At 42.0% G+C, this 26,673-nt stretch carries 18 protein-coding genes; 14 read left to right on the top strand and 4 right to left on the bottom strand.

The genetic code is table 11. The annotated features are described in order from the left end of the window. The first annotated feature begins 293 nt into the window (after positions 1–293). The 6 genes from lepB (at position 294) to ICL16_RS28540 (ending at position 6,523) form a co-directional block, all read left to right on the top strand. The gene (gene lepB, locus ICL16_RS28565; protein WP_190834925.1) at positions 294–941 is read left to right on the top strand and encodes a signal peptidase I; all 648 of its coding nucleotides are present in this window, start codon (positions 294–296) and stop codon (positions 939–941) included. A gap of 276 nt (positions 942–1,217) precedes the next feature. Then, a complete protein-coding gene (locus ICL16_RS28560) occupies positions 1,218–2,570 on the top strand; it encodes a hybrid sensor histidine kinase/response regulator (RefSeq protein WP_190834923.1) in 1,353 nt (450 codons plus the stop codon). A gap of 142 nt (positions 2,571–2,712) precedes the next feature. After that, positions 2,713–3,867 carry a circadian clock protein LdpA gene (ldpA, locus tag ICL16_RS28555; protein WP_190834921.1) on the top strand — a complete coding sequence of 385 codons (1,155 nt, stop codon included), beginning with the start codon at positions 2,713–2,715 and terminating at the stop codon, positions 3,865–3,867. Positions 3,868–3,978: 111 nt separating this feature from the next. Then, positions 3,979–5,721 carry a R3H domain-containing nucleic acid-binding protein gene (locus ICL16_RS28550; protein ID WP_190834920.1) on the top strand — a complete coding sequence of 581 codons (1,743 nt, stop codon included), beginning with the start codon at positions 3,979–3,981 and terminating at the stop codon, positions 5,719–5,721. 299 nt (positions 5,722–6,020) lie between these two features. Next, positions 6,021–6,242 carry a hypothetical protein gene (locus ICL16_RS28545; protein ID WP_190834919.1) on the top strand — a complete coding sequence of 74 codons (222 nt, stop codon included), beginning with the start codon at positions 6,021–6,023 and terminating at the stop codon, positions 6,240–6,242. Further along, positions 6,239–6,523 (top strand): type II toxin-antitoxin system RelE/ParE family toxin, encoded by a 285-nt coding sequence (locus ICL16_RS28540; RefSeq protein ID WP_190834918.1) that lies wholly within the window; start codon positions 6,239–6,241, stop codon positions 6,521–6,523. Before ICL16_RS28545 ends, ICL16_RS28540 begins: the two co-directional genes overlap by 4 nt. A 96-nt stretch (positions 6,524–6,619) precedes the next feature. Here ICL16_RS28540 and ICL16_RS28535 read toward each other — a convergent pair whose 3' ends face one another. Beyond that, the gene (locus ICL16_RS28535) at positions 6,620–9,148 is read right to left on the bottom strand and encodes a mannose-1-phosphate guanyltransferase (protein WP_190834917.1); all 2,529 of its coding nucleotides are present in this window, start codon (positions 9,146–9,148) and stop codon (positions 6,620–6,622) included. A 342-nt stretch (positions 9,149–9,490) separates the two neighbouring features. Between ICL16_RS28535 and ICL16_RS28530 the strand changes: the two genes are divergently transcribed. The 8 genes from ICL16_RS28530 (at position 9,491) to ICL16_RS28495 (ending at position 19,815) form a co-directional block, all read left to right on the top strand. Continuing rightward, positions 9,491–9,682 (top strand): hypothetical protein, encoded by a 192-nt coding sequence (locus ICL16_RS28530; protein ID WP_190834916.1) that lies wholly within the window; start codon positions 9,491–9,493, stop codon positions 9,680–9,682. 350 nt (positions 9,683–10,032) lie between these two features. Continuing rightward, positions 10,033–10,272, top strand: coding sequence for an effector-associated domain EAD1-containing protein (locus ICL16_RS28525; protein WP_190834915.1), 240 nt, complete (start codon positions 10,033–10,035; stop codon positions 10,270–10,272). A 293-nt stretch (positions 10,273–10,565) separates the two neighbouring features. Next, positions 10,566–10,796 carry a hypothetical protein gene (locus ICL16_RS28520; protein ID WP_238360998.1) on the top strand — a complete coding sequence of 77 codons (231 nt, stop codon included), beginning with the start codon at positions 10,566–10,568 and terminating at the stop codon, positions 10,794–10,796. Between the two features lie 296 nt (positions 10,797–11,092). Next, complete coding sequence (locus tag ICL16_RS28515) at positions 11,093–12,349, top strand: sensor histidine kinase (protein WP_190834914.1); 1,257 nt, start codon at positions 11,093–11,095, stop codon at positions 12,347–12,349. A gap of 78 nt (positions 12,350–12,427) precedes the next feature. Next, on the top strand, positions 12,428–12,940 hold the full coding sequence (locus ICL16_RS28510; protein WP_190834913.1) for a chemotaxis protein CheW: 513 nt from the start codon (positions 12,428–12,430) through the stop codon (positions 12,938–12,940). A 44-nt stretch (positions 12,941–12,984) separates the two neighbouring features. Further along, complete coding sequence (locus ICL16_RS28505) at positions 12,985–16,470, top strand: GAF domain-containing protein (protein ID WP_190834912.1); 3,486 nt, start codon at positions 12,985–12,987, stop codon at positions 16,468–16,470. Between the two features lie 2 nt (positions 16,471–16,472). Beyond that, complete coding sequence (locus tag ICL16_RS28500; RefSeq protein ID WP_190834905.1) at positions 16,473–19,376, top strand: hybrid sensor histidine kinase/response regulator; 2,904 nt, start codon at positions 16,473–16,475, stop codon at positions 19,374–19,376. Continuing rightward, entirely contained in the window at positions 19,357–19,815 is a 459-nt protein-coding gene (locus ICL16_RS28495; RefSeq protein ID WP_190834903.1) for a chemotaxis protein CheW, read from the top strand. Before ICL16_RS28500 ends, ICL16_RS28495 begins: the two co-directional genes overlap by 20 nt. 166 nt (positions 19,816–19,981) lie before the next feature. Here ICL16_RS28495 and ICL16_RS28490 read toward each other — a convergent pair whose 3' ends face one another. From ICL16_RS28490 to ICL16_RS28480, 3 genes are read right to left on the bottom strand one after another with little or no spacing between them, the layout of a single operon-like run. After that, positions 19,982–20,452, bottom strand: a complete 471-nt coding sequence (locus tag ICL16_RS28490) for a chemotaxis protein CheW (RefSeq protein WP_190834901.1) — start codon at positions 20,450–20,452, stop codon at positions 19,982–19,984. Then, complete coding sequence (locus tag ICL16_RS28485) at positions 20,431–23,277, bottom strand: hybrid sensor histidine kinase/response regulator (protein ID WP_190834899.1); 2,847 nt, start codon at positions 23,275–23,277, stop codon at positions 20,431–20,433. Before ICL16_RS28485 ends, ICL16_RS28490 begins: the two co-directional genes overlap by 22 nt. Positions 23,278–23,290: 13 nt before the next feature. After that, on the bottom strand, positions 23,291–26,644 hold the full coding sequence (locus ICL16_RS28480) for a GAF domain-containing protein (RefSeq protein ID WP_190834896.1): 3,354 nt from the start codon (positions 26,642–26,644) through the stop codon (positions 23,291–23,293). Positions 26,645–26,673: the final 29 nt, after the last annotated feature.

Raw genomic sequence — 26,673 nt, 5'->3', positions numbered from 1 at the left:
TTCTGATCGCTGATAAGTATTCATACATAATTAATGGCTGTCATTATAGATAAAATATCGCATTAATTACGATCTCAATGTCTCTCTACTATACCATTAAGTTAAAATTAGGGATAATATTACTGTCGTGTTGGTGTTATATATGACAAGCCACCCAATAATTTTTAACTGTGAAACCCGTTCTACCAGACAAAGTAACCAAAGAGAACGAATTTCTACAGTTAAGATAAAAAAACGCAGTATGTTCAATCTGACTGGTTACCTAACCATAGAGTCAACACATTAGTAATTTCATGCAAAATCAAGTGTCTGATCACAACTCTAGCCAAAAACCCAATAATTCCTGGTTCGGAGAGCTAAGTAGAACAATTGTACTAAGCATTGTTCTCGCTTTGGGAATTCGTACATTTGTTGCGGAAGCGCGTTGGATTCCCTCTGGTTCAATGGAACCTACATTACATGGTTCTGCAAACCAGTGGGAAGCAGACAAAATTATTGTTGATAAGTTGAGTTATAAATTTAGTCAACCAAATCGAGGCGACATTGTAGTATTTTCACCAACCCAAGTGCTACAAAAAGAACAATATCAAGATGCCTTTATTAAACGTATAGTTGGCTTACCAGGAGACAAAGTACAACTTAAAGAAGGTAAAGTTTACATTAACAGTAAACCGCTACAAGAACAGTATATAGGTACTGGACAGCGTACAGTAGTAGATGTTTGTACATCAGGACAACAACCGCCTTTCTTATCTCAAGCTGTCACAATCCCGGCAAATTCATATCTAGTACTAGGTGATAACCGTAATAGTAGCTATGATAGTCGTTGCTGGGGTGTTGTACCTAGAGAAAATATTATCGGTCGTGCCATACTTCGTTTTTGGCCTGTAAATCACATCGGCTCAATTGATAAAAAACCACCCTATTCAGATGTGAAGTAAAAAGTCAAAACGAAGGCAGAAGGCAGAAGTAATTAAGGTACAAGGAAATAGAGTGGAGGCTTGAACCCACCACTGATTTAAGACTGCCCGAATTGGTAAAAACAGAAAAGAAGAACTAGTCGGGGTTTAAATCCCCGACTAGGGTTTTCAGCATTTTATTTATAAAATTTTATTTTCTGGTAAAATTAGGCTTAAACAGAGCTTAATTGGAATTTAATTACTATTGGCTCAAAAAATATTTACTCATATTTAATTATAAACTTATTTTTGTTAGCAATGCTTTTAAATCAGGTAAATAATTATAAAGGAAATATACTAGTTGTAGATGATACACCTAATAATTTACGTTTGTTGTCAGCAATGCTGACAGCACAAGGTTACGAAGTGCGCAAAGCCTTAAATGGCAAAATGGCAATAACTGCATGTCAATTGGTTTTACCTGATGTGATTTTGCTTGATGTTAACATGCCAGGAATGGATGGGTATGAGGTTTGTAAACAACTAAAGAGTAATGAGAGAACTTGCCAAATACCAGTAATTTTTATTAGTGCGCTTGATGATGTTTTAGACAAAGTGAAGGCTTTTGATGCTGGTGGTGTAGATTATATTACCAAACCTTTTCATGGTGCAGAAGTCATATTACGAATTGAAAATCAAATTAATTTACGTTTGCTACAAATTAAATTAGAAGAAAAAAATATTCTTTTACAACAGGCGTTGGTTAATTTACAAGCTGCTCAAGTACAAAGGATTCAAAATGAAAAGATGGTGGCATTGGGGCAATTAGTAGCAGGCATTGCCCATGAAGTAAACAATCCAATTAGTTTTATCTATGGCAATCTTCAATATGCAAGCCAGTATGTGGGGGATTTGGTAAATATAATTGAAGTATATCAGAAAGAATATCCTCATCCCACTGTCAAAATACAGGAAATAGTCAAGGATACAGATCTGTATTTTTTAATCAACGATTTACGTAAGTTGATAGAAGCCATGTTTCGCGGCGCGGATCGTATTCGTCAACTTGTACTAGCACTCAAAAATTTTGCGAGAATTGATGAAGCACAAATCAAGTCAGTAAATATTCATGAAGGTATAGATAGTACCTTACTGATGTTACAACACCGACTTAAAGCAACAACCCATCATCCGGCAATTGAGATAGTGAAAGATTATGGTAAATTGCCTTTAGTCACTTGTTATGCAAGTGAAATCAATCAGGTATTCATGCATCTGTTAAATAATGCGATTGATGCCATAGAAGAGGGAATAGGGCATCGAACATGGGGCAGAGAAAAAACCCATAATGATGCTAAATGCCTCAAGTCACAAGATATCGTTACACCATCCCAATGCCCGAAAATTCAGATTCGCACACAGGTGACAAATACAGATAGTGTGAAAATTTGTATTGCTGATAACGGTTGTGGTATTAATGAGTTGTGGCGAGCGCGAGTTTTTGAGCCATTTTTTACCACCAAGTCTGTAGGTAAGAGTGGGCTGGGATTGTCGATTAGTCATCAGATTGTCGTCCAAAAACACCAAGGTAAGCTCACTTGCCACTCATCCCCAGGGCAAGGAGCAGAGTTTGTGGTGGAAATTCCGGTAAGACTAAGGGATAGGGTGTAATACCATTTCACAAAAATTTTGCTTTGAATGATGGATTTCTAATTCTTTCCCCCCACTCACCCACTCCCCTACCTGTACTTTACAACTTAACTTTTTATCAAAAGCTGACTATTATTTTCAGTTGCATAGCATAATAGATAATGTGACTGATCTTTTAGACCCTTTACGATCTCTCAAACAAAGTCACTGGTTCAAGCTGATCTGCGGAGCCAGTATGCAACATCTGAGCTCAGTTAGAAGTTTAACATTAGCCTACGCTCTAGCTGGTGCTGATTGCATTGATGTCGCAGCTGATCCAGCTGTAATTGCAGCAGCTCAAGAAGCGATCGCAGTTGCAACTAACTTGAGTAGTGAACGAGCGAGACGGGGCTTTGGCAAAAACATCCAGTCTCCCCTGTTGATGGTTAGCCTCAACGATGGGGAAGACCCTCATTTTCGCAAAGCAGAGTTTAATTCTACGGAATGTCCAACTGATTGTAGCAGACCATGTGAAAGAATTTGTCCGGCACAAGCAATTGTTTTTAATAGTATAAAATACGACTTATCTGGAGTAGTGGCGCAAAAATGCTACGGGTGTGGACGTTGCATACCTGTGTGTCCATATGGTATAATTTATACAAAATCATATGTATCAACGCCAGGAGCGATCGCGCCATTGATACTCTCAAACGGGGTGGATGCTGTAGAAATTCATACAAATGTTGGACGTTTGGCAGAATTTCAGAGATTGTGGCAAGCAATATCACCATGGGTTGAACGTCTTGCTGTAGTAGCAATTAGTTGTCCAGATGGAGATGGTATAATAGAGTACCTTCATGCTTTACACGATCTCATTGCCCCACTACCATGTGCCTTAATTTGGCAAACCGATGGTCGTCCCATGAGTGGAGACATTGGCGATGGCACGACTCTAGCGGCGGTAAAATTAGGGCAAAAAGTTTTGGCAGCTCAATTACCAGGATATGTGCAGTTAGCAGGAGGCACAAATGGCTACACCGTTGCTAAGTTAAAGGCAATGGGACTGCTAAGGAAAGCAGAGGAGCCTGTGAGTAGGGGAGCAGGGGAGAAGGAAGGAATTCTCTCCTCTGCGCCTCTGCCCCCCCACCCCCCTGCCTCAATTTCTGGAGTGGCATACGGTAGCTACGCCCGGTTATTGCTGTCACCAATTCTTGAACAGTTAGAAGCTATGGAGGTGAATCAACTCGTAAATGTCCGTCTAGAAGACGAAACCGAATTACTTTGGCAAGCCGTAAAGCTTGCTGATTCTCTCGTTTCCCAGCTCAAGTCACAGCAGTAGGAATACAAAAGGTATTTCCTACATTCGCGCCATACGGACATTTAATCCGATGCTGCGGTTACTCAGCACGGAAATGTCCTTGCTATCTCTAAAAACGTCACCAAAGAAAGCATGACGATTACAGACGATCTCCAAAAGTTATTAGAAATTTTGCCCCAAGACCTACGGCAAATACTAGAGAAGCATCCCCAACGAGATAGTTTAGTAGAAGTGGTCTTGGATTTGGGTCGTCGCCCAGAAGCTCGTTTCCCTGATAGAGCTGAGTATCTGAGCGAAACACCCGTTACTCAGGATGAGATAGATGATTGTATTCAGCGAGTGGGAACTTTTGGCGGAGATAATCGGGCAGGAATAGAGCAAACCCTGCACAGAATCAGTGCTATCCGCAACCGCACAGGCAAGATTATTGGTTTAACTTGCCGTGTCGGTAGAGCGGTATTTGGCACGATTGGGATGATCCGCGACTTGGTAGAAACTGGAAAATCAATTCTGATGCTGGGACGTCCTGGCGTAGGTAAAACTACTGCTTTGCGGGAAATTGCCCGTGTTTTAGCGGATGACCTACAGAAGAGGGTGGTGATAATTGACACATCAAATGAAATTGCTGGAGATGGTGATGTCGCCCACCCCGCGATTGGTCGCGCACGACGAATGCAAGTGGCTCATCCCCAACTACAGCATCAGGTAATGATTGAAGCAGTGGAAAACCATATGCCAGAAGTCATTGTGATCGATGAAATAGGCACAGAACTGGAAGCGATGGCGGCTCGTACCATTGCGGAACGAGGCGTGCAGTTGGTAGGTACAGCACACGGAAACCAGTTAGAAAACCTGATCAAAAACCCAACCCTTGCTGATTTAGTTGGTGGTATCCAAGCTGTGACACTGGGGGATGATGAAGCTAGACGACGGGGTAGTCAAAAAACCGTGTTGGAACGCAAAGCTCCTCCTACTTTCGAGATTGCTGTGGAAATGTTAGAACGGCAACGCTGGGTAGTTCACGAAAGTGTCGCTGACGTGGTAGATAATCTGCTGCGGGGACGCCAACCCAACCCACAAGTGAGAACGGTTGATGAAAATGGTAAGGTAACGACAACGCGCCAACTTACTGCGATCAATGGTCGTGGTAATACTACTGTCAATGAAGATGAATCTTTTGCAGGTGGGACGCCGCGACAGTCTAACGGTTGGCGTGCTTCTGGGCAAATGGTTCCACTACCATCTTTTTCTAACATCGGAGAAAAAAGTTTTGGGCAAAGTGAGTTTGACCGTTTACTAAATGAATCTTTAGACTACTCAGATAGCTTTGATTTTTCTGCGAAAAAAACAGCAGGACCAAATGGTGAAGATTTGCCACTGCATATCTATCCTTATGGTATTAGTCGTGGTCAATTGGAACAGGTAGTCTCTGTACTGAATTTACCAGTAGTCTTGACAAAAGATATTGATAGTGCTGATGCGATTTTGGCGTTGCGATCGCACGTCAAAAACCATGCCAAATTACGGCACATGGCTAAAGTCCGTCAAGTACCAATCCACATGATTAAATCCAGTACCATTCCACAAATTTCTCGTGGTTTGCGGCGGTTGCTCAACATTGACGAGCCAGAAATTACCGATGACAATGAACTCCAACTGTTTCTGCACAACGGTAGCGACGATGAGATGGATGCTCTAGAAGAAGCTAGATTAGCCGTCGAGCAAATTGTCATTCCCAAAGGACAGCCAGTTGAGTTGTTACCACGTTCAGCTCCTGTACGTAAAATGCAACATGAGTTGGTAGAACACTACCGTCTCAAATCCCACAGTTTTGGCGAAGAACCAAATCGCCGTCTGCGGATTTATCCGGCTTAAACGAGTAGGGGCGAACGGCTGTTCGCCCTTACAAAACTATTTATATGAACCGCCAAGACGCCAAGAAAAAGAGAGGTAATTTTGTAGCGGTTCGGGTAATGGTTTAATCTTACATAGTTTTACGGACAGGGTGCAAGATGTAAATTATGAGTTACAATACCTGAGCTGTTTCCGTACAACCTATCCCCTTTTCCCTGTTTCTTATTTCTCAGTAAAACTATGAGTGTATTGCTGCTGATAAAAGTTAACATAGTTAGAATAAAAGAAGAAAATATTATCAAAACTTATAATCTCTGTCCATGAACAAGCCTGTGTCCTTACAGACAGTTATTGAATACGTTGAGAATCTTTCAATTGAAGACCAAGATTTGCTATTGGAACTGATTCATAAAAGAAGGGTTGAAAAACGGCGTCAAGAAATTGCCCGAAATGCAGAACAAACGCTGGAAGCCATTAAAAAAGGTACAGCCAAACGTGGTACTATTGCTGACTTACGGGCTGATTTGTTAAATGAAGAATGAGAGCTATTGTTTGGGATAGTAGTTTTAAGCGTGCTTTTAAACGAGTTGTTCGCAAAAATCCTCGTCTAGAAGAAAAAATTTTTGATGTTTTGGAATTACTTGAGGATGAACCGTTTGCGCCTGCTTTGAAAGCACACAAGTTGAAAGGTGATTTAGAAGGTTTGTGGGCGTGTTGGGTAGAGTATGATTGCCGCATCATCTACAAATTTCAGCAAAATCCTGATTCTGATGAAGATATGATTGTCTTAATCGATCTTGGTACTCATGATGAGGTGTATTAAGAAATCGATGTAACAAACTCATACTGGTTTGAGAATGGGTAAAGAAACCTGCTAATGGTTAATCGCTCATAGCAATTAACCATTAGCAATTAGCAATTACACCTCCGCTACTACTTGTTCTTGTTCTCGTTCGACAAACTTCTGCACACGATTGCGATATTCTCTGAGGGATTCATCTGCCCATTCGCGATCATTACTATTTGCGTACAAATGTACTAGTGGTTCGCTGGCATCGGGCAGAACTAATACCCAACTATCGTCATGGGGTTGACAAACTTTTACCCCATCGATTAATTCTAGGTTTTGTGCTGGGTGAGTTTCCACTAAGTGGCGCATCAATGCCCCTTTGACTGTCCAAGGACAACGGATGACATGAGATTTGTGAATTACACGAGGTAATTCTGTGCGTACTGTGGCGATCGCTCTTTCCTGAATTGTCAGCATTTCAATCAGTTTAGCAACACAGAACATGGCGTCAAATCCGGGATGTAATTCTGGGAAAATAAAGCCAATATCACCACTACCACCCAACACGACATTGGCATTTTTCTGACACGCCTCCATCAATGCTGTAGGATTTGCTTTGGTGCGAATCACTTTACCATCGTGACGACGAGCAATTTGTTCTACAGCACTAGAAGCATGAACTGGTACTACTACGGTTCCTCTGGGATTAGAGGTTAAGATCATGTCCACCATTAGTGCTGTTAACATTTCTCCCCGAATGGGAATACCTGATTCATCAACCAAAATCAGTTGTTCTCCATTGGCAGATACTTGAACACCAAAGTTAGCTTTCAATGCTTCGACTACATGTCCTAGTTGAACCAAGAGTGCTTCGCGATCGGTTGTTGAGATAGCACTTTTATTCAGGCTAGCATTCAAAACTACAGCATCAGCCCCAAATTTATCTAACATTTGAGGTAACACTGCTCCTGCGACCGAGTATACGTAGTCAATGACCACTTTTGCGCGACTGTTACGAAGTGTATCAACATGTAGCAGTTTTTCAAAAGCTGTGCAGTATCGATCTATAACTCCTGTGGGGTAAGTAACATCACCAATTTCGTGCATTTGCGCTCGGCGCATATCTTCTTTAAAGTAAGCCCCTTCAATTTTCTTTTCGAGAGCTTTGGTGATATTAATTCCCTTAGCATCCATGAACTCAATTAAGATGTAGTCAGGGCGATCCGGATGCACCCGCACATGGATACCACCAGCAACGCCCATTGTGGGTATAACTGTACGCGCCATCGGGATAGCTGTGGCATCTAGGTTTTGGATTGTCACACCAACAGATAATAGACCGGCGATGAGCGATCGCGTTACCATGCGAGAGACATTGCGTTGATCGCGAGAAACTGTCACCCGTGAACCTGGTTTCAAAGTAGAACCGTAAGCCGCTCCCAACTTCACAGCAAATTCTGGAGTAACGTCGATATTCGCAAGTCCTTGCACGCCACGTTGTCCAAATAAATTGCGTTGAGCAGTGCTACCCCAAATTAAGTTAATGTTTAAAATCGCACCAGAGTCAATTTTCTTACTAGGCCAAACACGCACACCAGGGCTAATTTGAGCTTCTTCGCCTACAGTAGAAAGTGACCCAACCACAGATGCTTCTAATACATGAGCGCGACGATCTACACGGGTACCACGAGATATTACACAAGCTGACAAATGAGCTTCCTCACCAATTATTGCACCATTCCAGACAATTGGTCGCTTCAGATTAGCATAAGCACCAATGGTTACGTTATCACCAATTACAGTTCCACCTTCGATCTGCACTCTTGCCCCAATACGACAATTATCACCAATAATTGCTGGAGCTTCAATTTCAGCAGTAGGATCAATATGAGTGTTTTGACCTACCCATACTCCAGGCATTTTCTCTTGGTAGGCAAAGTCGAGCTTTACTTTGCTATGTAATCCATCATACTGGGCTTGGCGATAAGCGTCTAAGTGACCGACATCGCACCAGTAACCTTGAGCAATGTAGCCATACATTGGCTCGTTTTTTGAGAGTAGCAAAGGAAACAATTCTTTAGAAAAGTCTGATTCAGTATTGGCTGGCAAATATTCCAAAACTTCTGGTTCCAGGATGTAAGTGCCAGTATTGACTGTATCGGAAAAAATTTCACTAGTAGAAGGTTTTTCTAAAAATCGGCGAATCCGATTTTCTTCATCGGTAATTACCACTCCAAATTCTACTGGATTGGGTACACGAGTCAAAACCAAAGTTGCTTTCGACTTTTTTTGTTTGTGAAATTCTATTGCTGCTGAGAGGTCAAAATCTGTTATACTGTCACCACTAATTACTAAAAAAGTTTCATCCAGAAGCTCGGCAATGTTTTTCACGCAGCCTGCCGTTCCCAATGGTTGATCTTCTTCTACCGCATAAGTCATCTGCACGCCAAAATCACTGCCATCTTGGAAGTAATCTCGCAAAACATCAGGTAAATAGTGTAAAGTGGCAACTACTTCTGTAATTTGATGCCTTTTGAGGAGATTGATGATATGTTCGGCAATTGGACGATTGAGAATAGGCACCATAGGTTTGGGTAAATCGCAAGTTAGTGGGCGAAGCCGTGTTCCCGATCCCCCAGCCATTAGTACTGCACGCATAAATCCTCCTTATCTATTGCACCAGTCATGGCGTTAAAACCCAGTGATAAGTGTTTTGTTCTTCTTTCTCTAGTCTCCTATGGATGTTTACTTTTGCGGAACTTCCGCAAGTCTCATCTAGCCTGAATTAAGAATATCCTTTTGTCAGAGTATCTGGTTTATCCGCATAAAATCAAGATTCATACTCTATAGCCGTAAGCCGAAGAGCTACTTTACACTGGTATAAAAGTGAGTGGGAAGCACTATTCGAGTTGTTATTTCTTTGGTTTGGGGTGTAAATTGTCATTATGGTGTGAGAATGGCTGACTCGAATTTTTTCTGTTGCTTGCGGAGTTAATTGCAATGGGTGAGTTAATTAGTATCTTATTATTTGTCGGTTACGTAGCTGGCTTTTGGAAGTTTTGGAAAGGTTTTGAGCGAACTAATTTCTCTCGAACTTTGCCCAATCGTCTTAGTTTATCCTTATTATGGCCTGCTTTATTTATTATCAATAAGTCCTATCGTCGCAATTTTAGGAAGGCTTTGAAGGGTTAAATCTGATTTTTAAAGTCAATCTTAAATTTGTAGGGTGCGTTAACTCAGATCTTGCACCTCACCCTGAGTAAGCCTTGACTTATGTAAGGGCTTATAGCCAAAGTCCGTTTTAACGGACTAAAATATCTACCTAGTAAGCTGTCTTCTTACTTAAGCTATTAGCCTAGAAATAAATTTCTAGGCGGACAAAAAGCGGGTGCAAGATCTGATTTTCCAGTGATCGCTTGTCACATTCTCCCTCGACGATACTACCTTAAAGCCCGAAAATTAGTGTTGTTTGTGAAAAATAACACGATTACCAGTTCCTAAAGTAACCTAATTAAATTAATATATACTTGAGTGAAGTTTTTATGCGCCTAACAGGTGATCAACGCAAGAAATTGCTCGAAGCTATTACAAATGCTTATCCTAACCGTGATGATTTAGAGATTATGGTTAGTCTTCAGCTAGAAGAGAACCTCAATGCGATCGCCGGGGGAGCCAACCTTACTCAACTTGTTTTTAAATTAATTCTTGCTGTAAATAATCCTGTGATGGGTTGCGATCGCAATTTCATGGGGAGTATAAATCACAGAAAAATTTACAGGTAGAATTTTTTTGTAGTTTGGTTTTAGCGTTCAATACTCATCGTTGAGAAAGCGTGAACGGTCTTTTACTCTTGCAATGTAGTAATTTTACCCGAAAACTGCTATAAGATCAAGATAAATAGCAATCACGTCAACAGATATTTGCCTCGCTCGCAAAGAATAAGGAGTAAACAAGAGACTGGAGGGAGGAGGAGGGATCTGAAAAAAGACAACTGGCTCACACTGGGGCTATTACTGATATTCTTGCAGAAAACTTTGACTCATCCGGGCGTTCATTACCTCAACCGGGTTACAGGTTGAGAGAATATCACAGAATAGAGCAGTTTGTCGATCCGCGCTTTCCTGGTGCTAGTACTCACAGTAGAGTAGGAGATTGGGAAGTTATCAGGGTTGAGGAGTATACTCCCGAAGTTCCTACCAGTGGTTTTGAAGCAATTGTGATTTGTTATTGTCGCTACTCGCCTGTAACTTCTCCCCTAGAGCCTTTGCCAAAAATTCAAGTGTCGGAACAATTGCAGGAAGTATAAGTAAGTAGGCGTAAATAAATGAAAGTTTGTAGTAAGGGCTGTCTTCCCTACAAAGCTTTCTCTGAGCGTCACGATACTACGAACGTGAACGTGTATTTTATATTTAATTTTACGCCTTGCCAAGAAATGAATTTCTTGGCGGACGAAAACGAGATATTATCTGCACCATAGAGATTCCAGTGGTTTTACTGAGCGACAAACAAGATAACTACAGCTAAAACTATATTACATCATATATTATTTCCTCAAATATAATCATACGTCCTGAGGAGAATCACACGCTCAATCACTTAGCTATGGATTCCTATGCAGAAACTACAATTTTAATAGTTGATGATAGTCCGACAAACTCAATATTTTTATTAAATCTATTACAACAAGCCGGGTTTCATTCTGTTATCGCTAATAGTGGTGAAAGCGCTCTAAAAGAAATAGAGGCGATTTCACCAAGTCTAATATTGTTAGACGTGATGTTACCAGAAATGGATGGATTTGAATTGTGTTGTCGTCTTAAACAAGTAGAAACAACACAAGATATTCCAATTATTTTCATGACATCTCTAGATAAAACAGAAGATAAGGTGAAGGGACTAAGCTTGGGTGCTGTAGATTACATTACCAAACCTTTACAAAAAGAGGATGTACTAGCACGAGTAAATGTTCATCTCAAGCTGAGGAATTTAAATAAAAAATTAGAGGAGCGAACCGCAGAACTAACTCTTGCTTTAAATCGGTTACAAACATCTCAACTTCAATTGATTCAAAGTGAAAAGATGTCTCTCTTAGGACAATTGGTTGCTGGTGTTGCTCACGAAATTAATAATCCTGTTGGCTCTATTAGTGCCAATATTCTTTACGCATCGACTTATGTTAAAGAAATTATCGAGCATCTCCGACTTTATCAACAAAAATCAACGGATATTCAAATTGCTGCTCATGCTAAAGAAATTGAATTGGAGTATTTAATTGAAGATTTATTTAATATCTTGGTTTCTATGGATAGAAGCGCAATCAGAATTAAAGATATTAGCTCATCTTTAAGAATTTTTTGTCGTCATGATCATGAAGAAATGGTTTCTTTTGATATACATGAAGGACTTGATAGTACACTGCTAATTCTTAAACATCGACTTGATGCTATTGATAAACAACCTAAGATTGAAGTCGTCAAAAACTATGGCAATTTGCCTATGGTGCGCTGCTTTCCTGGTCCCCTAAATCAGGTATTTATGAATTTGCTAGTAAACGCAGTTGATGCTTTAAGAGATTCTTTTAGAAGTGACAAAATAAATCCGCAAATTATTATTAGTACTGCTTTAAATGCTGATTATACCAATATTATTATTTCTATTCAAGACAATGGAGCAGGTATTCCAGAAAATATTTTACCGCATATTTTTGAATATGCTTTTACCACCAAGCCAGTGGGCAAAGGAACAGGATTAGGATTAGCGATCGCTCATCAAATTATTGTCGAAAAACATGGTGGTTCCTTAGCGGTTAATTCTATTCCCAGTGAGGGGGCAGAATTCGTCATTAAATTACCAATTTAAATTATTGTAGAGAAGTTCAGCCGGAACGTCTCTACAGGATTTAATTGATAGCACATTCATTTAATTCAAAATTAAACTATGTTACCCTCCCTAGATTCGATATTAACAACTACTAATTTAAATCAGTCCATATTTGATATACCAGTAGAGGACAATAGACAAAGATTTCTCAGCTTTCCGATTGGAACTTATGGAAATAGTTTAATTCCCTTGGATCAAATTACAGAAATTTTGCGGGTTAATTTGGAGGAAATTTTAAGCGTACCGGAAACCCCTAGTAGTGTTTTAGGTGCATATAACTGGCGGGGCGATATGCTGTGGTTAATAGATTTAGAACATTTGATTGGTGGATATTCCATATTTGCACAGGTTTTAACTCCACAGCTAATAGCTATTGTCCTTCAAGTTGATAGCTATTACTTTGGGTTAGTTGTAAAATCGGTGAACGAAATTGAACTGCACCATCTTAATCAGCTATTACCTGCAAGAATGGGTTCGTTTCCCACTCAATTGCTTCCTTTTATTATTGGATATTTACCAAACGGTTCAACAGTTTTAAATCCCAAAGCAGTTGCTCAGTTTTTCTTATAGATGCTTAGCCTATTATTATTAGTTTAATCATCAAAAAAATAGTTATGAATACCGATTTAAATCAAAATAAAAATGGTAGTCCAAAAGTAAATAGCAGAACTCGAAAAGTTTCCTCTCCATCTGCTAATTTAGCAACAGAAAAGACTGAATACCAGTCGATGTTAACTCACGAAGAGTTGATATCGTCCGATATACTCAAACAGCAACAGCAGCAAATTATGGCGATCGCTAGACAAATGCAGCAAGCATCAGGTTTAGATGACTTGTTTAAAATTGCAGTGACAACGATCCGTTCTATATTAGCAGTAGATCGCGTATTAATTTATAAATTTGATGGGGATGCATCCGGTGTAGTGAAAGAGTCAGTTGAGCGCGGCTATACACCAGCAATACGAGATGGAATGCCAATGGTAGTCTTTGGCTATTATCAAATTCCTGATTATGAACAACAATCTGTGATTCGTTTTGATGATGTTGAAACAGCAGATTTGAGTCCAGATCAACACAAATTATGGCAGCAATTTCAAATTAAAGCCAGCTTAAACTTTCCTCTACAACTGGAGGGTAAAGTTTGGGGAATTTTAGCTGTGCAGCAATGCTCTAGAACTCGAATTTGGCAGGAAGCAGAAGTTACTTTACTGCATCAAATTGCGCGGGAATTCTTGATTTGTCTACAACCAGCACAATTTCAAGCATTGATGCAACAACGTTCAGAACAAGAGTTGCTTGTTACCCGTATTACCCAAAAAATTGGACAGTCGCCAAATTTTGACAACCTTTACCGCTTCGCCACAGTAGAAATTCGCCGCCTATTGAAGTGCGATCGCGTTGGCATCTACCATTTCAAAGAAGATTGGAGTGGGGAGTTTATCGCCGAATCTGTCGGTGCAGGCTGGGTATCAGTAGTAGACACTCAGGAGCGTGATAGTAGTTTGCACGGAAGTTTGACAGAATATGATCGCTGTACCATCAAAAGTTTGACTGCAGCTTCAACGCAAGAAGTAGACACCTATCTTAGAGATAGCAAAGGCGGTGAATATGCCCGTGGAGAACGGTATAAGCAGGTGAATGACATCTACACTATGGGTTACACTCCTTGTTACATGGATACATTGGAGAAATACCAATGTCGTGCTTACATAGTTGTACCACTGTTTGTCAATGGCAAACTTTGGGGATTATTAGCAGCATATCAGAATTCTGGTCCCCGTGCTTGGCAAGAGTCTGATGTTAACTTCATGTTACAACTAAGTTCACCTCTTTCTGTCGCCATACAGCAGATGGAAGCTCAGATCAAGATTGAGCAATCTGCAAAGCAAATTGCCAAATCAGCAGCTCGCGAACAAGCCCTCTCCCGCATAACCACCCGATTGTCGCGCACGATGGATTTAGAAGCAATTTTCCGATTATCAGGGCAAGCACGGGAGAATCTAGCCGCAGATCGCATTGAAACAATTTTTAAAATTGCCACTCAAGAAACCAGACAAATGCTCAACTGTAGCCGAGTGGCTCTGTATCAATTCCTTCCAAATTGGAGCGGTAGGTTTGTAGCTGAATCAACAGCGATCGGCTGGAATCGGTTGCTAGAAATTATTCCTACCATAGAAGATACTTTTTTGCAAGAGACTCAAGGTGGTCGCTACAAAAACAACGATTCCCTTGTCGTCAATGATATCTACACTACAGGACACGCCTCTTGCCACGTCGAACTCTTAGAGCAGATGGAAGCCAAAGCATACATGATTGTGCCAGTGTTTGCCGGAGAGCAATTATGGGGCTTGCTCGGTGCATATCAAAATGACAAACCACGAGTTTGGGAGAAAGGAGAATTAAGTTCTCTGGTGCAGGTGGGTATTCAAGTTGGCATTGCCCTCAAACAGGTGAAATACCTTGAACAAGTACGGCAACAATCCGATCAACTGGCAAAACTAGCAGAGCGAGAAACCAACTTCGTTCAATTTATCTTCAAAATTGGACAGCGCATTGTGGAACGCTTGCAACAAAAAAACTTCAAACCAGACTCGCTGTTCCGTTCGATTACCCAAGAATTGCGGCAATTGCTTAACGTTGATCGCGTCGCCATTTATCGATTCAACCGCGATTGGAGTGGAGAGTTCATTATTGAAGATGTGGGTAGCGGATACCTGAAGCTAGCTGGTACAGATATGGCGCTCATCGCCGATCCTGTTTTACAAGAAAGTTCCGGTGGGCGCTATCGTAAGAATGAGCCAAGCGCCGTCAATGACATTAATCTTTCTGCCGATCTTACCTTTAGTCGAGAGATTCTGGAACAGTGGGGGGCAAAAGCTTATATTGCTGCACCACTGTTTAAGAATGAACAGCAACTTTGGGGTTTGCTGTTAACTTATCAAAATACTTCTGCTCGTTCTTGGGAAGAGGGTGAAGTAAATTTGCTGATTCAAGTAGCCACACAGTTGGGCATTGTCTTACAGCAATCTGAGTATTTAGAGCAACTAGAAATTCAGTCGCAACAACTCAGTGAAGCCGCAAGACGGGAGAAGCTAGCCAACGAAGCATTGCAACAGGAAGTAGCACAACTATTATCTGCGGTGCAACCAGCGCTCCAAGGAGATTTAACAGTCCGCGCACCAGTTACTGGCGATGAAGTAGGTAAAATTGCCGACACTTATAATAATACTTTAGAGAACCTGCGCAAGTTGGTGATGCAGGTACAGCAAGCTTCTCAAGCAGTAGCCAGTACTTCTCAAAATAGTGAATCCTCCATTGTCAAGCTTGCTAACCAAGCGCAACAACAATTTCAAGCCCTCTCCCAAGCAGTTGAGCAAATTCAAGAGATGGTGGCTTCTACAGAAGCAGTAGCTACCAGTGCCAGACAAGTTGAAGACGCGGTGCAAAAGACAAATCAGACTGTCAAAGAAGGTGAATCTGCTATGAATAAGACTGTGGATGGGATTACGACAATTCGAGAAACGGTTGCAGAAACAAGTAAACGCATCAAGCGCCTTTCGGAGTCTGGTCTGAAAGTTTCCCGCGTGGTGAGCTTGATCAGTAATTTTACCACACAAACGCAAATTTTAGCACTTAATGCAGCAATTGAAGCTACTAAAGCTGGAGAACATGGTCGAGGTTTTGCTGTGGTTGCCGATGAAGTGCGCTCTCTAGCCGGACAATCAGCCGAAGCAACTGCCGAAATAGAGGAACTAGTACAAGAGATTCAAGCAGGCACTTCCGAAGTAGCCGCAGCAATGGATACGGGGATTCAGCAGGTTGTGGATGGCACAAAGTTAGTGATCGAAGTGCGACAGCAACTCAATGCGATCGTTGAAGCAACAACCCAAATCAGTCAACTGGTAGAGCGCATCACCCATACTACCCAAGTACAAAACCAACAATCACAATCAATTACAGAAACTATGACAGATGTAGCAGCGATCGCCAACAAAACTTCTGCCGATTCAATCAAACTATCTCTTTCCTTCAAAGAACTACTCATCATGGCACAAGACTTACAACGCAGTGCCAGCCAGTTTAAGGTAGCTAGAGGCTGAGCATGAATATAAACCCCGACTACCAAACCGAACTTTATCACCACTTCTCCCTAGAAGTTCCAGAATTACTAAGCACAATTGAACAAGCTTTGCTCAACTTACAAGCACAACAAAGCAATCTTGATCAAGTGCGCACAATGATGCGGGCAACTCATACAATCAAAAGCATCACTGCCACATTTGGATGGGAAACTATTAAGAACATAGCGCACACATTAGAAGATGTTTTCCGTTCCATCTGTCAGCCAAATGTGGTGATAGATTCTGAAATGAAAGCTTTGTTTTTTGAGGGTTATGAATGTCTGCGCGATCCTCTCATGGCAGAAATTACAGGCTCTCATGTCGAGCCACAGCAGTTAGAAGAACGCTCAAAACTGATCTTATCTCGTTTGCAAGAAAAGTTTAAAGATTTCTTGCTCACACCAGAATCCTCAACTCCTTCAGAAATCAGCTTTGAGAATATTCAAATTATCTTTGAGGGCAGTATCGCTCCGGAGCTAGAAAAGACTGCCCAAAATATTGTTAACGCTAAGCCGAAAGATATTATTACTCTGTTACGCAACTTAGCTCAAAAGTTTGTTGGTTATGCTCAAGCAATTGAACTTCCCGGTTTCTTAGCTATTGCTCAAGCGACAATTGCCGCACTAGACAATCACCCCCGGCAAGCACGTACTATTGCCCGTCTCGCCTTGGAAGATTTTCGTTCTTGCCACGCTGCGATCCTTTGTGGTAACACCTTGTATTATCCTAGTTCTGCTTTACAGCAACTTGCGGAGTTAAAATTTGTATCTGTTGAGGAGGAAGAAATTACTCACAATGAATTAGTAGCAATAGATGATTTTGAGTCTAATACTTCAACTGATTCAATTCCAATAGCATCAACTACTCACTTCTCATCTTCTGGATTTGATCCCCCGCCAACAAATCTTCCTAAAATTGTGCGAGTCAATGTCGAACACCTTGAACAACTAAATTACCTCAATGCAGAATTATTGACAAATCAGAACCGTCAGTTTCTACAAGATGGCAAGATGCGAAGTTCGTTGCGTAAAGTTTTCAGTCGTTTGCGGCAATTCCAGCAAATTTTAGGCAATTTACAAGATTGTTCAAATCCTTTACTACTGGAATATGGGGTGCAACGCAAAAATCCTTTTGGTTCTGTTTATTCTCCTAGTTTTGATACGCTAGAACTAGATTCTTACAGTCAATTTCACGAGTTGCTCCATACTTTAGTAGAAGAATCAGCTTACTTAGAGCAAGAAATCGATCACATAGAACAACTCAGTCGTCAAAAGACTCATTTGTTGAACAAACAGCAAAAATTAGTTACCAAATCTCGTGATGTTCTTTTAGATGCACGAATGCTGCCTTTAGGTAGTGTCTTGAATCGATTGCATCCGGTTTTAGAACAGTTACAAACTTCACACAAAAAACTAATTAACTTAACGATTAAGGGCAATGAAGTTTTGGTTGATAAAGCGATCGCCGAACGTCTTTATGAGCCGCTTTTACATTTAGTTCGTAATGCCTTCGATCACGGTATTGAATCGGCAGAAGTTCGTCAGCAACGTGGTAAACTTGTCCAAGGTAAAATTGAAATTCGCGCATACTATCGAGGTACTAAACTGCTTATTGACGTGCAAGATGATGGGCAAGGACTTGATTTTGATGCGATCCGAAACAAAGCTATTCAATGTGGATTAATTGCGGCTCAAACAGCTAACTCCAAGAGTGAATCTCAATTAGCTGAGTTGCTTTTTGAACCTGGTTTCTCCACAGCTAAACAAATTAGCGATCTCTCTGGGCGGGGTGTCGGACTTGATGTGGTACGTGTACAACTTCAGGCAATTCAAGGTAAAGTTGCTGTAAATACAGAAGTAAAAAAAGGTACAACTTTTACTCTGCAAATCCCGCTTAATCTCAGTATTGATAAATTACTGGTTTGTCAAGCTGGTGAAAAGGTTTATGCTTTATCAGCAGATACGATAGATCAAATTCTTTTACCTAAACCTGGTCAAATTCACTACTCTGAGCATGGTAGAGTTCTACGTTTAAATCTTACCTCAGGTTCTCAACTAGAACAAGGTGAATTAATCCCAATCTATAGGCTCTCGTCGATTCTTGATTATTCTAGGGGAGTAGGGGAGAAAGGGAGTGGGGGAAATACGTTGCCGTTGTTGATTGTTTCTAGTCACCATCAACTGCAAGCGTTAGAAGTGGATCGCATTATTTGGGAACAGGAATTAGTGGTTCGTCCTTTCGGGAAGTTAGTATCCACTCCATCCTATGTCTACGGTGGCACAATTTTAGCTGACGGAAGGCTCACACTGGTAATTAACGGTGCAACCTTGCTTGATTTCATTTTGAATAAACAGATGCAAGTAATGGAATCACAAAAAACTGGGTTGATACGCTCAATACAACCTGCACTTCCCAGACTAGCAGAACCATCTAAAATTGAGTCTAGTAAACCCACGATTATGATTATCGATGATTCAATTACTCTGCGTCAAGCGCTAGTATTAACGTTGCAAAAAGCAGGCTATCAATCGTTACAAACTCGTGATGGTTATGAGGCGAACGCTATTCTGAAAACTGAGCCTAAAGTCGATTTAATCATTTGCGATATTGAAATGCCCCGAATGAATGGTTTTGAATTTCTCACTCACTGCATATCCGATGATCGCTTATCTCAAATCCCCATTCTCATCTTAAGTTCTCGTACCGCATTAAAGCATCGTCAATTTGCATTGAAACTTGGTGCAACTGCTTACTTAACTAAGCCCTATTCAGAGCAGCAATTGCTATCTACTATCAGTCAAATTCTCTCAGAGTTAGGGAAACAAAAAAATCACGACTTATCAACTCGCTTGCGGGAGTATTCTCATGAAGACATCACTGACTGAAGGTAAGTACATCACTTTCAAAATTTCTAACTACATATTAGCATTACCAATAGATAACATATTTAAAGTAATTACCTGTCCACCCGATTTAAGTAAAATTCTCAAACACACAAAACTCGCACAAATGGGTAAACGTACAGTCATGCTGCTCAACCTTCGCGCTAGTCTGGATCCTCACTTAAATCATCAACAAGACAACGACTGCTTTGGTCGTTTTCTCATCATTACCCAAGGCAGCCAAGAAGAATTATACGGTATTTTGGTGGACGCTCCTCCAAACTTGCTCAAAATTTCCGAAACTAGTATTCAGTCTGTACCTGAGTCTTTTCACCACATTGGACTTCCCAGTTGGGTGAGCCAAATTGCTATTTTAAACCACAAAGATCAACCCTCAACTATATTAATGCTGGATATTAATCAGGCATTTGCTTTAAAATAAGTTTAATCTTTTTGTGTAACCGCCAAGACGCCAAGAGCGCCAAGGAAAGAAAGTCTATGTAGGTTGGGCTATGCCGCACATATCTGAGCTTTGGTGGGCAGTGCTACTATAAATACTACTATAAATACCCTCAAAGCAAGATATAATCTCCTTTAAATCCAAAGTTTTACTCAGCTAATTGATGTTGATTCCAAAGTGAAATAGTCCCCTTTATATCTAGTAGAAAAATCGTTTTTGTGACTTCTTTGTGGGATATAACAGCTACATGGCTGAGCATCTCGTTCCCTGGTTTCTCATAACGAAAAGACTGAGGCAGCAAGCGAAAAAATTCTAGCGGTAACTCTAATAAATCAGGAGGTTCATCCACTGAAATTCCACAGAGTTCCCCCTGAGAATTGCGCGTAATTACAAGAATTGGTTGGTTACATTGTTGAGGTAAATCACCTGAGCTTAACTGTTGGTGCAAGTCCAAAAGCTTAATTATATGCTTGCCTAACTGGACTAACCCCATTGTTGTCTGCCTTGTGGCGATCGCATAACAATCCACAACTTTGATTACATCACTAACCAAAAGCGCAATTAGATTTTCTCCAATCTTAAAAACTATAAACTTACTTACTTTTGACTCTTTGTCCATGCATCTCTCCTGAGAGTGTTTTTCTCTAGTACATCTGTCAGTGTGGCTAACAGCATGTGTTCTAGATAAGGTTTGGTAATATAAGCGGTTGCTCCCAACTTGAAAGCAATTAAGCGGTGCTTTTCGCTACTTCTAGAAGTCAGCATCACGACCGGAATATTTGCTAAATCTGGGTTATGCTGACGGTTTTTGAGGAACTCAAAGCCATTCATCCGGGGCATTTCGATATCGCAGAATACTAAGTTAATGTCTGTGTGCTGCTGGAGTTGTTCTATCGCCTCGTAACCATCTTTTGCTTGAAGCACCTGATAGCCAGCTTTTTGTAGGGTGAGGGCTAGAGTTTGGCGCACGGTAATTGAATCATCGACTAGGAGAATAGTTTTGTTTGGTCTTTCTTTTAACTGTGGTAATGGTGATGCTGGTAAGGTAGCACGAGCCTGTTGAGGCAATTGCGGCTGTTGTTTGGATGTGAGGAGCAGGGGTGTGTGCTGTGCTGTGCTGTTAGTTTGTTGATTAAACAGATATTCCATTAATGCTGACCCATCTAGTACCAATGTTAGCCGACCATCAGCGAGAATACTACCTCCATAAACATAGCTGGGTGGCACAATCATTTTGCCTAAAGGACGGATGACTAATTCCTGATCTCCAAGTAACCTATCTACTTCCAAACCAAGAATTTTATCTTGGCAACGGATGAGAATGATGGGCTGCATCTGTTCGTTGGGCTGCTTATTCTGGCTCAACTGGGGTTGGTTTTCTAACGAGAAATAATTCAAGCTCTTTAGTTGGTAGATTGGGATAAGTTGATTTACCCCGTCATTGCTCCACCGGAGGACTTTGCCACCTTCCCAAGTGTGAATTTGGTTTGTCGAGGGAATCAGAATTTCTTTGATCGCATTCTTCAACAAACCATAAGTGCGATCGCCGACCTGAAAAAGCAGTACAGATCCGATACTTAAGCTCAGGGGAATTTGCAGCTTGAAAATTGTACCGTGATACAGCTCAGAATCAACTGCCACCGAACCTTGCATTGCATGTAAATGAGTACGAACCACATCAAGACCAATACCCCGCCCAGAGAGGTCATTTACTTGGGATGCCATAGAAAAGCCTGGTTCAAAAAGTAAATCTGTCAGCTGAGTCTCATTCAGGCTCCTAGCTTGTGCTGGCGAAATAAGTTGACGTTCTACCGCTAGAGCACGAATCTGTTCAAAATCCAATCCTTGACCATCATCTCGGACTTCAACTACCAAATACCTACCTTGATGGTAGGCGCAGATTTCAATCAGACCTTTCTCTGGCTTGCCCCGTTGTTGTCTAACTCTGGGAGACTCAATTCCATGATCGAAGGCATTGCGCAGCAGGTGTAGCAGGGGGTCATACAATTTCTCCACCACTGCTTTATCGACTAAAGCTTCAGATCCACGTAACTCCAGTCTTACCTGTTTTTTATGTATCAATTCTAACCGCTGCAAGATGCGGGGAAAGCGGTCGAAAAGATTTCCCAAGGGCAACATCCGAGCTTCCATTAAGGCATCACGGGTATTAGTTAACAACCGCCGCTGTTTTTCTTTGGTTTCATGAGACTGACGAGTGAACATTTCAATGGCGTCGGTGGCTTCTCCTAATTGCACAGCATCTTCCACAATCGAGTGGATCAGATTGTGCAATTGTTCTGGTTTGAACTGGCGACAAGACCATTCTTGGAGTTGGTTAAGCAGTTGCTGATGTTGCTTTTGCCTGACTAGAAGTAATCGCACCGCTGCCCAAAGTTGTTCATTTTGCAGCAACAAGCGATTTTGGTTGGTGAGCAATTCCCCAATGAAGTAATTAAGTTCTTCTAAATGGTCAACATTAACCCGCACGGTGTGCGTTGAGGGGGTAGGAGGAGAGGGAGGAGATGCTGATGCCTTTTGAGCAGCATCGGTATCGTTTGAATTGGCGGCTGTTTGTCCCCAGACGAGTTCTAAAAGCGAGTTAGCTTCCTCGTAACTTGATGTAGCTACACTCGATATGTCCACTACTGGCTCAGTTGAATTGCTGTGTAGTTCACTCAGTTGTTGTAATGCCAACGACGGTTGTCCACCTTGGGTACGATCGCCATTGAGTACTGCTCTTTGTCCTGCTTGAAAATCTTCAAGAGCAGTGGCGGTAATGGTTTGGGCTTGCTCTGGATGGCTGTCTAAAGCAGCGATCGCCGCTGTAGCGATGGCTCCAAATCCAGGTAAGTTCAGGGATTCGCCTAGCCCAAAAAAAACTTCTGCCTGAGTTCTCAGCGTGCTGGCAATCTGCTGGGTGTCACCACTATCTAGGGCTAGTACGAGTTGTGCTAATCTTTGAGATACACCCATTTCAAAAATGGACTGGGTTAAATCGAAGCCCAATTCTACCGAACTGGGAATGTAAGCTTCTTGACCAAAACAGTCCCCTAACTTTTCTTGCAGTTGAGCAAAAACAGCAGCGGTGCGATCAAGAACTGAGGTATCATGATGCTCACCTGTGAGTAGAGCGGTTATGGGTAGGCGGAGACACTCATAACCTTCAAACAGTAAAGCTTCAACTTCTGGATCAATTGACTTGTCGGGTTGGCAAAGTCCTCTAAAAATATCTTCCAAGGAGTGAGCCACTATTTTAATTGTTTCCAAACCAACACTGGCTGCTGCCCCTTTAATAGTGTGGGTAGCCCGCATTAAAGTATGAAATTTATTAATATTGTACCCTTCTCTAAGACTGAGCAATTCTTGTTCGATGACTTGCAGCAGTGAGGACGCTTCTTGGAGAAAGTAGTGGTAACTTTGTTCATAAATAGTTGAGTCAATCATTTCTCAAAAGTCCTTAATTGACCTTAAACTGGTCAGCACTTGCCTGAAGATTTTGCGCCATTGCCTGAAGTTCTTTGAAGGAGGTAGAAATATGAATAGAATCCTCCTTTGTCTTATTAGCGATCGCTGCCACATCGGTCATAGTTTGCGTTACCGAGTCAAACTGCTGAGTTTGTACTTGGGTTGCCTGGGTGATGCCCTCCACAAGTTGGCTGATTTGGGTGGTAGCAGCAACGATCGCATTCAAATTCTGACGGGCATTGTCTACTTGCGTTGTGCCTGCCGCCACCTGCTGGATTACATTTTCCATCGCAATGGAAACCTCTGCCGTGCCTTTTTGAATTTCCTCCACCAGTTGCTCAATTTCCGTAGCGGCTTGGGCAGACTGACGCGCCAAAGAGCGCACCTCGTCCGCAACCACAGCAAAACCGCGCCCATACTGTCCGGCTCTGGTGGCTTCAATCGCTGCATTTAAAGCTAGCAATTGGGTTTGAGTCGTAAAGTTGCTAATCAAATTTACCACCTTAGTCACCTTTTGGGAAGATTCCGAAAAGCGCTTGAGCCTTTGACTAGTTTCTGCCACTGTCTCCCGGATATCTTGAATTCCATCCACGGTGCGGTTCATTGCCGCATCTCCTTGCTGGACAATTTGGTTTGCCATCTGCACTGCCACTTCCACCTGTTGGGCGTTCGTCGCTACGGCTTGAGTGGAATTAACCATCGTTTGGATTTGCTCCAGAACGCGGTTGAGGGACTGAAACTGCTGCTGGGCAAGGTTTGCTAGCCCAACAATTTCGGCAACGCTTTGTTGGGAGGTTTGGGAGACTTGGAGCGAAGCTGTTTGCACTTGTGTGACGATTTTTCGCTGACTTTGCAGAGTGTTGTTGTAGGCATCGGCAATAGTACCGACTTCAGTTTGCGTTACTGGCGCACGGACGGTGAGATCCCCTTTGAGAGCAGGTTGCACCGCCTTCAGCAATTGGATCACCTCTTGTTGGAGTTGCTCTTTGGCAGTTCTTTCTCTTGTTCCAGCCTCTGCTAATTGCTCTGATCTAGTGCGCAGTTGCTCCAAGTATTCTGCTTGTTGTAGCGCAAGACCGATTTGCACTCCCACCTGGGCTAGCAAGTTGACATCTATTTGTTCCCAATGACGTGGTGCATCATTTTGATAAGCTCCTAACAGCCCCCAGAGTTGGTCGTTCATGAAGATGGGCGCAATCATGTAAGCTTTCGTACCCCACTCCGTAAGCAACTGGATGTGGCATTCCTGATGCCCAGAAGTTCGGACGTTGTCTACGCAGATAGTTTCTCTTCGGCGATACCTCCCGCCCTTAGTTTCTTGGAGGTGAGTATCTTCAACCTTAGCCAAGTCAGTTCCCACGAGGTTGATCCAATCGCTGCCAACATCCTCAACCACAAAGTCACCACTCCAGTCCGGATTAAAGCGGTAGATGGCTACGCGATCGCACTTCAACTGTCTCCTTAATTCCTGAACAGCCATCTTTAACAGTTTGTCGAGGGAAAAATTCTCCTGAATTAGTGCTAACCCAAGTCTATATACTAGTTTGCTGTAAATTGTCCCCTGTTCAACGGACTTTGCTAATCTTTGTGATGAAGAACGAAGTTCCTCAATATATTCTGCATGCTGCAAAGCTACCCCTAATTGAGAGCCAATTTGAGCCAACACCTTGACTTCACCCTCTTGCCAGTGCCGTGAGCCGCTGTGTTGAAACGCCGAGAGCAACCCCCAAAGCTTCTGCCCTTGGAATATAGAAACAACCATGCAGGATTTGATGCCAAATTCTTCTAAAGCTTCTAAATGGCAATCTGTTAGATCGGCATTGTAGACATCATCGACGACAAAAGGTTCGTTTTTGCGGAACCTGCCGCCAGAGTGTTCGTTTAAATAAGGATCTTCCCAAGCACTACCAACTAATTTGGCCCATCCGCCAGACTCAGACTCTACCACAAAGTCGCCGAAATAATCTGGACGAAACTTGTAGATGGTTACTCGCTCCACGCCCAGAAGTTTCCTGACTTCCTGCGTCGTCGTCTTGAAAATCGTGTCAATGTCTGATGAGGTGCGAATCTTTTGGATTACTTTAACTACTGCTCGTTCCCGCTCTGCAGTTTTAGCAATTTGGATGGACTGCTCCCGTAGCTGCTCTAGATACTCGGCTTGCTGTAAAGCCACGCTAAACTGAGATGCAATCTGCTTGGCAAACTCTATTTCATCCTGCTGCCATTGACGTGGGCTACTGCATTGATGAATGCATAACAATCCCCACAATTTACTTCCTTTGAGAAGTGGTATAATTAAGTTTGCTCGAACTTGAAACTGTGATAATATATTGATGTGGCAGTCGCTTAGGTTTGCATTGTAGATATCAGCCACTGCCTGAATTTGTCCTTTGGCGTAGTGGACGGCATACTGTTCGCCAAAGCAGTAGTCGTGAACCTTTGCCGCTAGTGCCGAAGTGTAGCCATTGACATCTTCCGATACAAATTCTCCATCACTAAAGCCGGAATTAGGGACAAAGCGGAACACACCTACTCGATCAGCGTTGAGGATTTGGCGGACTTCTTTTGCAGTGATTTTAAAGATGGTATCTAAGTTTAAGGTTTGACGGATCTTTTCAATCGCCTTGGCGAGGATTTTTTCCTGCTCTGTTTGCTTTTGCATTTGAGTGCGAAATTCTTCAGGCAGCAACATTAAACTCAATTGCGTGACAATCTGAAACAGCAGATTGATTTGAGTTTCCTGCCATTGCCGTAAACCAGAGCATTGCTGCACGACGAGTAAGCCCCATACTTGTCTGTCTAGCAGAATTGGCAACGAGAGCGAAGCTTTGACTTGGAACTTTTTGAGCAGTTGGAGTTGGTGGGCACTCAGAGCTTTTTCTTCAATATTATCTAAGGCGACTACAAGCTGTTGCTGATATGAAAGCCGATTCTCACCGCCAAAGGCGATCGCTGACAGAGACTCGGACAGAGCTGGAGTATAACCTGCTACTAGCGACTCTGCCAATACTGTGCCTTGATTTTCTGACTGAAAACGGTAAATGAGCGCTCGATCTACTTGTAAAAGGTTACGAACTTCAATTACTGTGGCAATTAACAAGGCGTCAATATTTGCCGCTTGACGCATCCGACTGACGACACTATACAAGCGTTGGCGCTCGTGCTTGATGTGTTGCTCAATGACAGCCAAATTAGCCTGAAACTGTGGATCTAAATTACCATTCTCGGCTCTTTCCTTGTCGCTGTTGCTGTAAGGAAGCGACTGGTTTTGCTGGGACTGAATCTCAAATAATGAATCGGTTTGCTCAAATTCGTGCAAGACTATACCTAAATCTTCAGTTGTCATGTTAGTTTCCTTATTAACTTAGTTTTTCC

It is taken from the genome of Iningainema tapete BLCC-T55 (assembly GCF_014698965.1).
GTDB classification, from domain to species: domain Bacteria; phylum Cyanobacteriota; class Cyanobacteriia; order Cyanobacteriales; family Nostocaceae; genus Iningainema; species Iningainema tapete.
The sequence above is the reverse complement of the archived record's forward strand: the minus strand, read 5'-3'. Positions and strand labels throughout refer to the sequence as shown.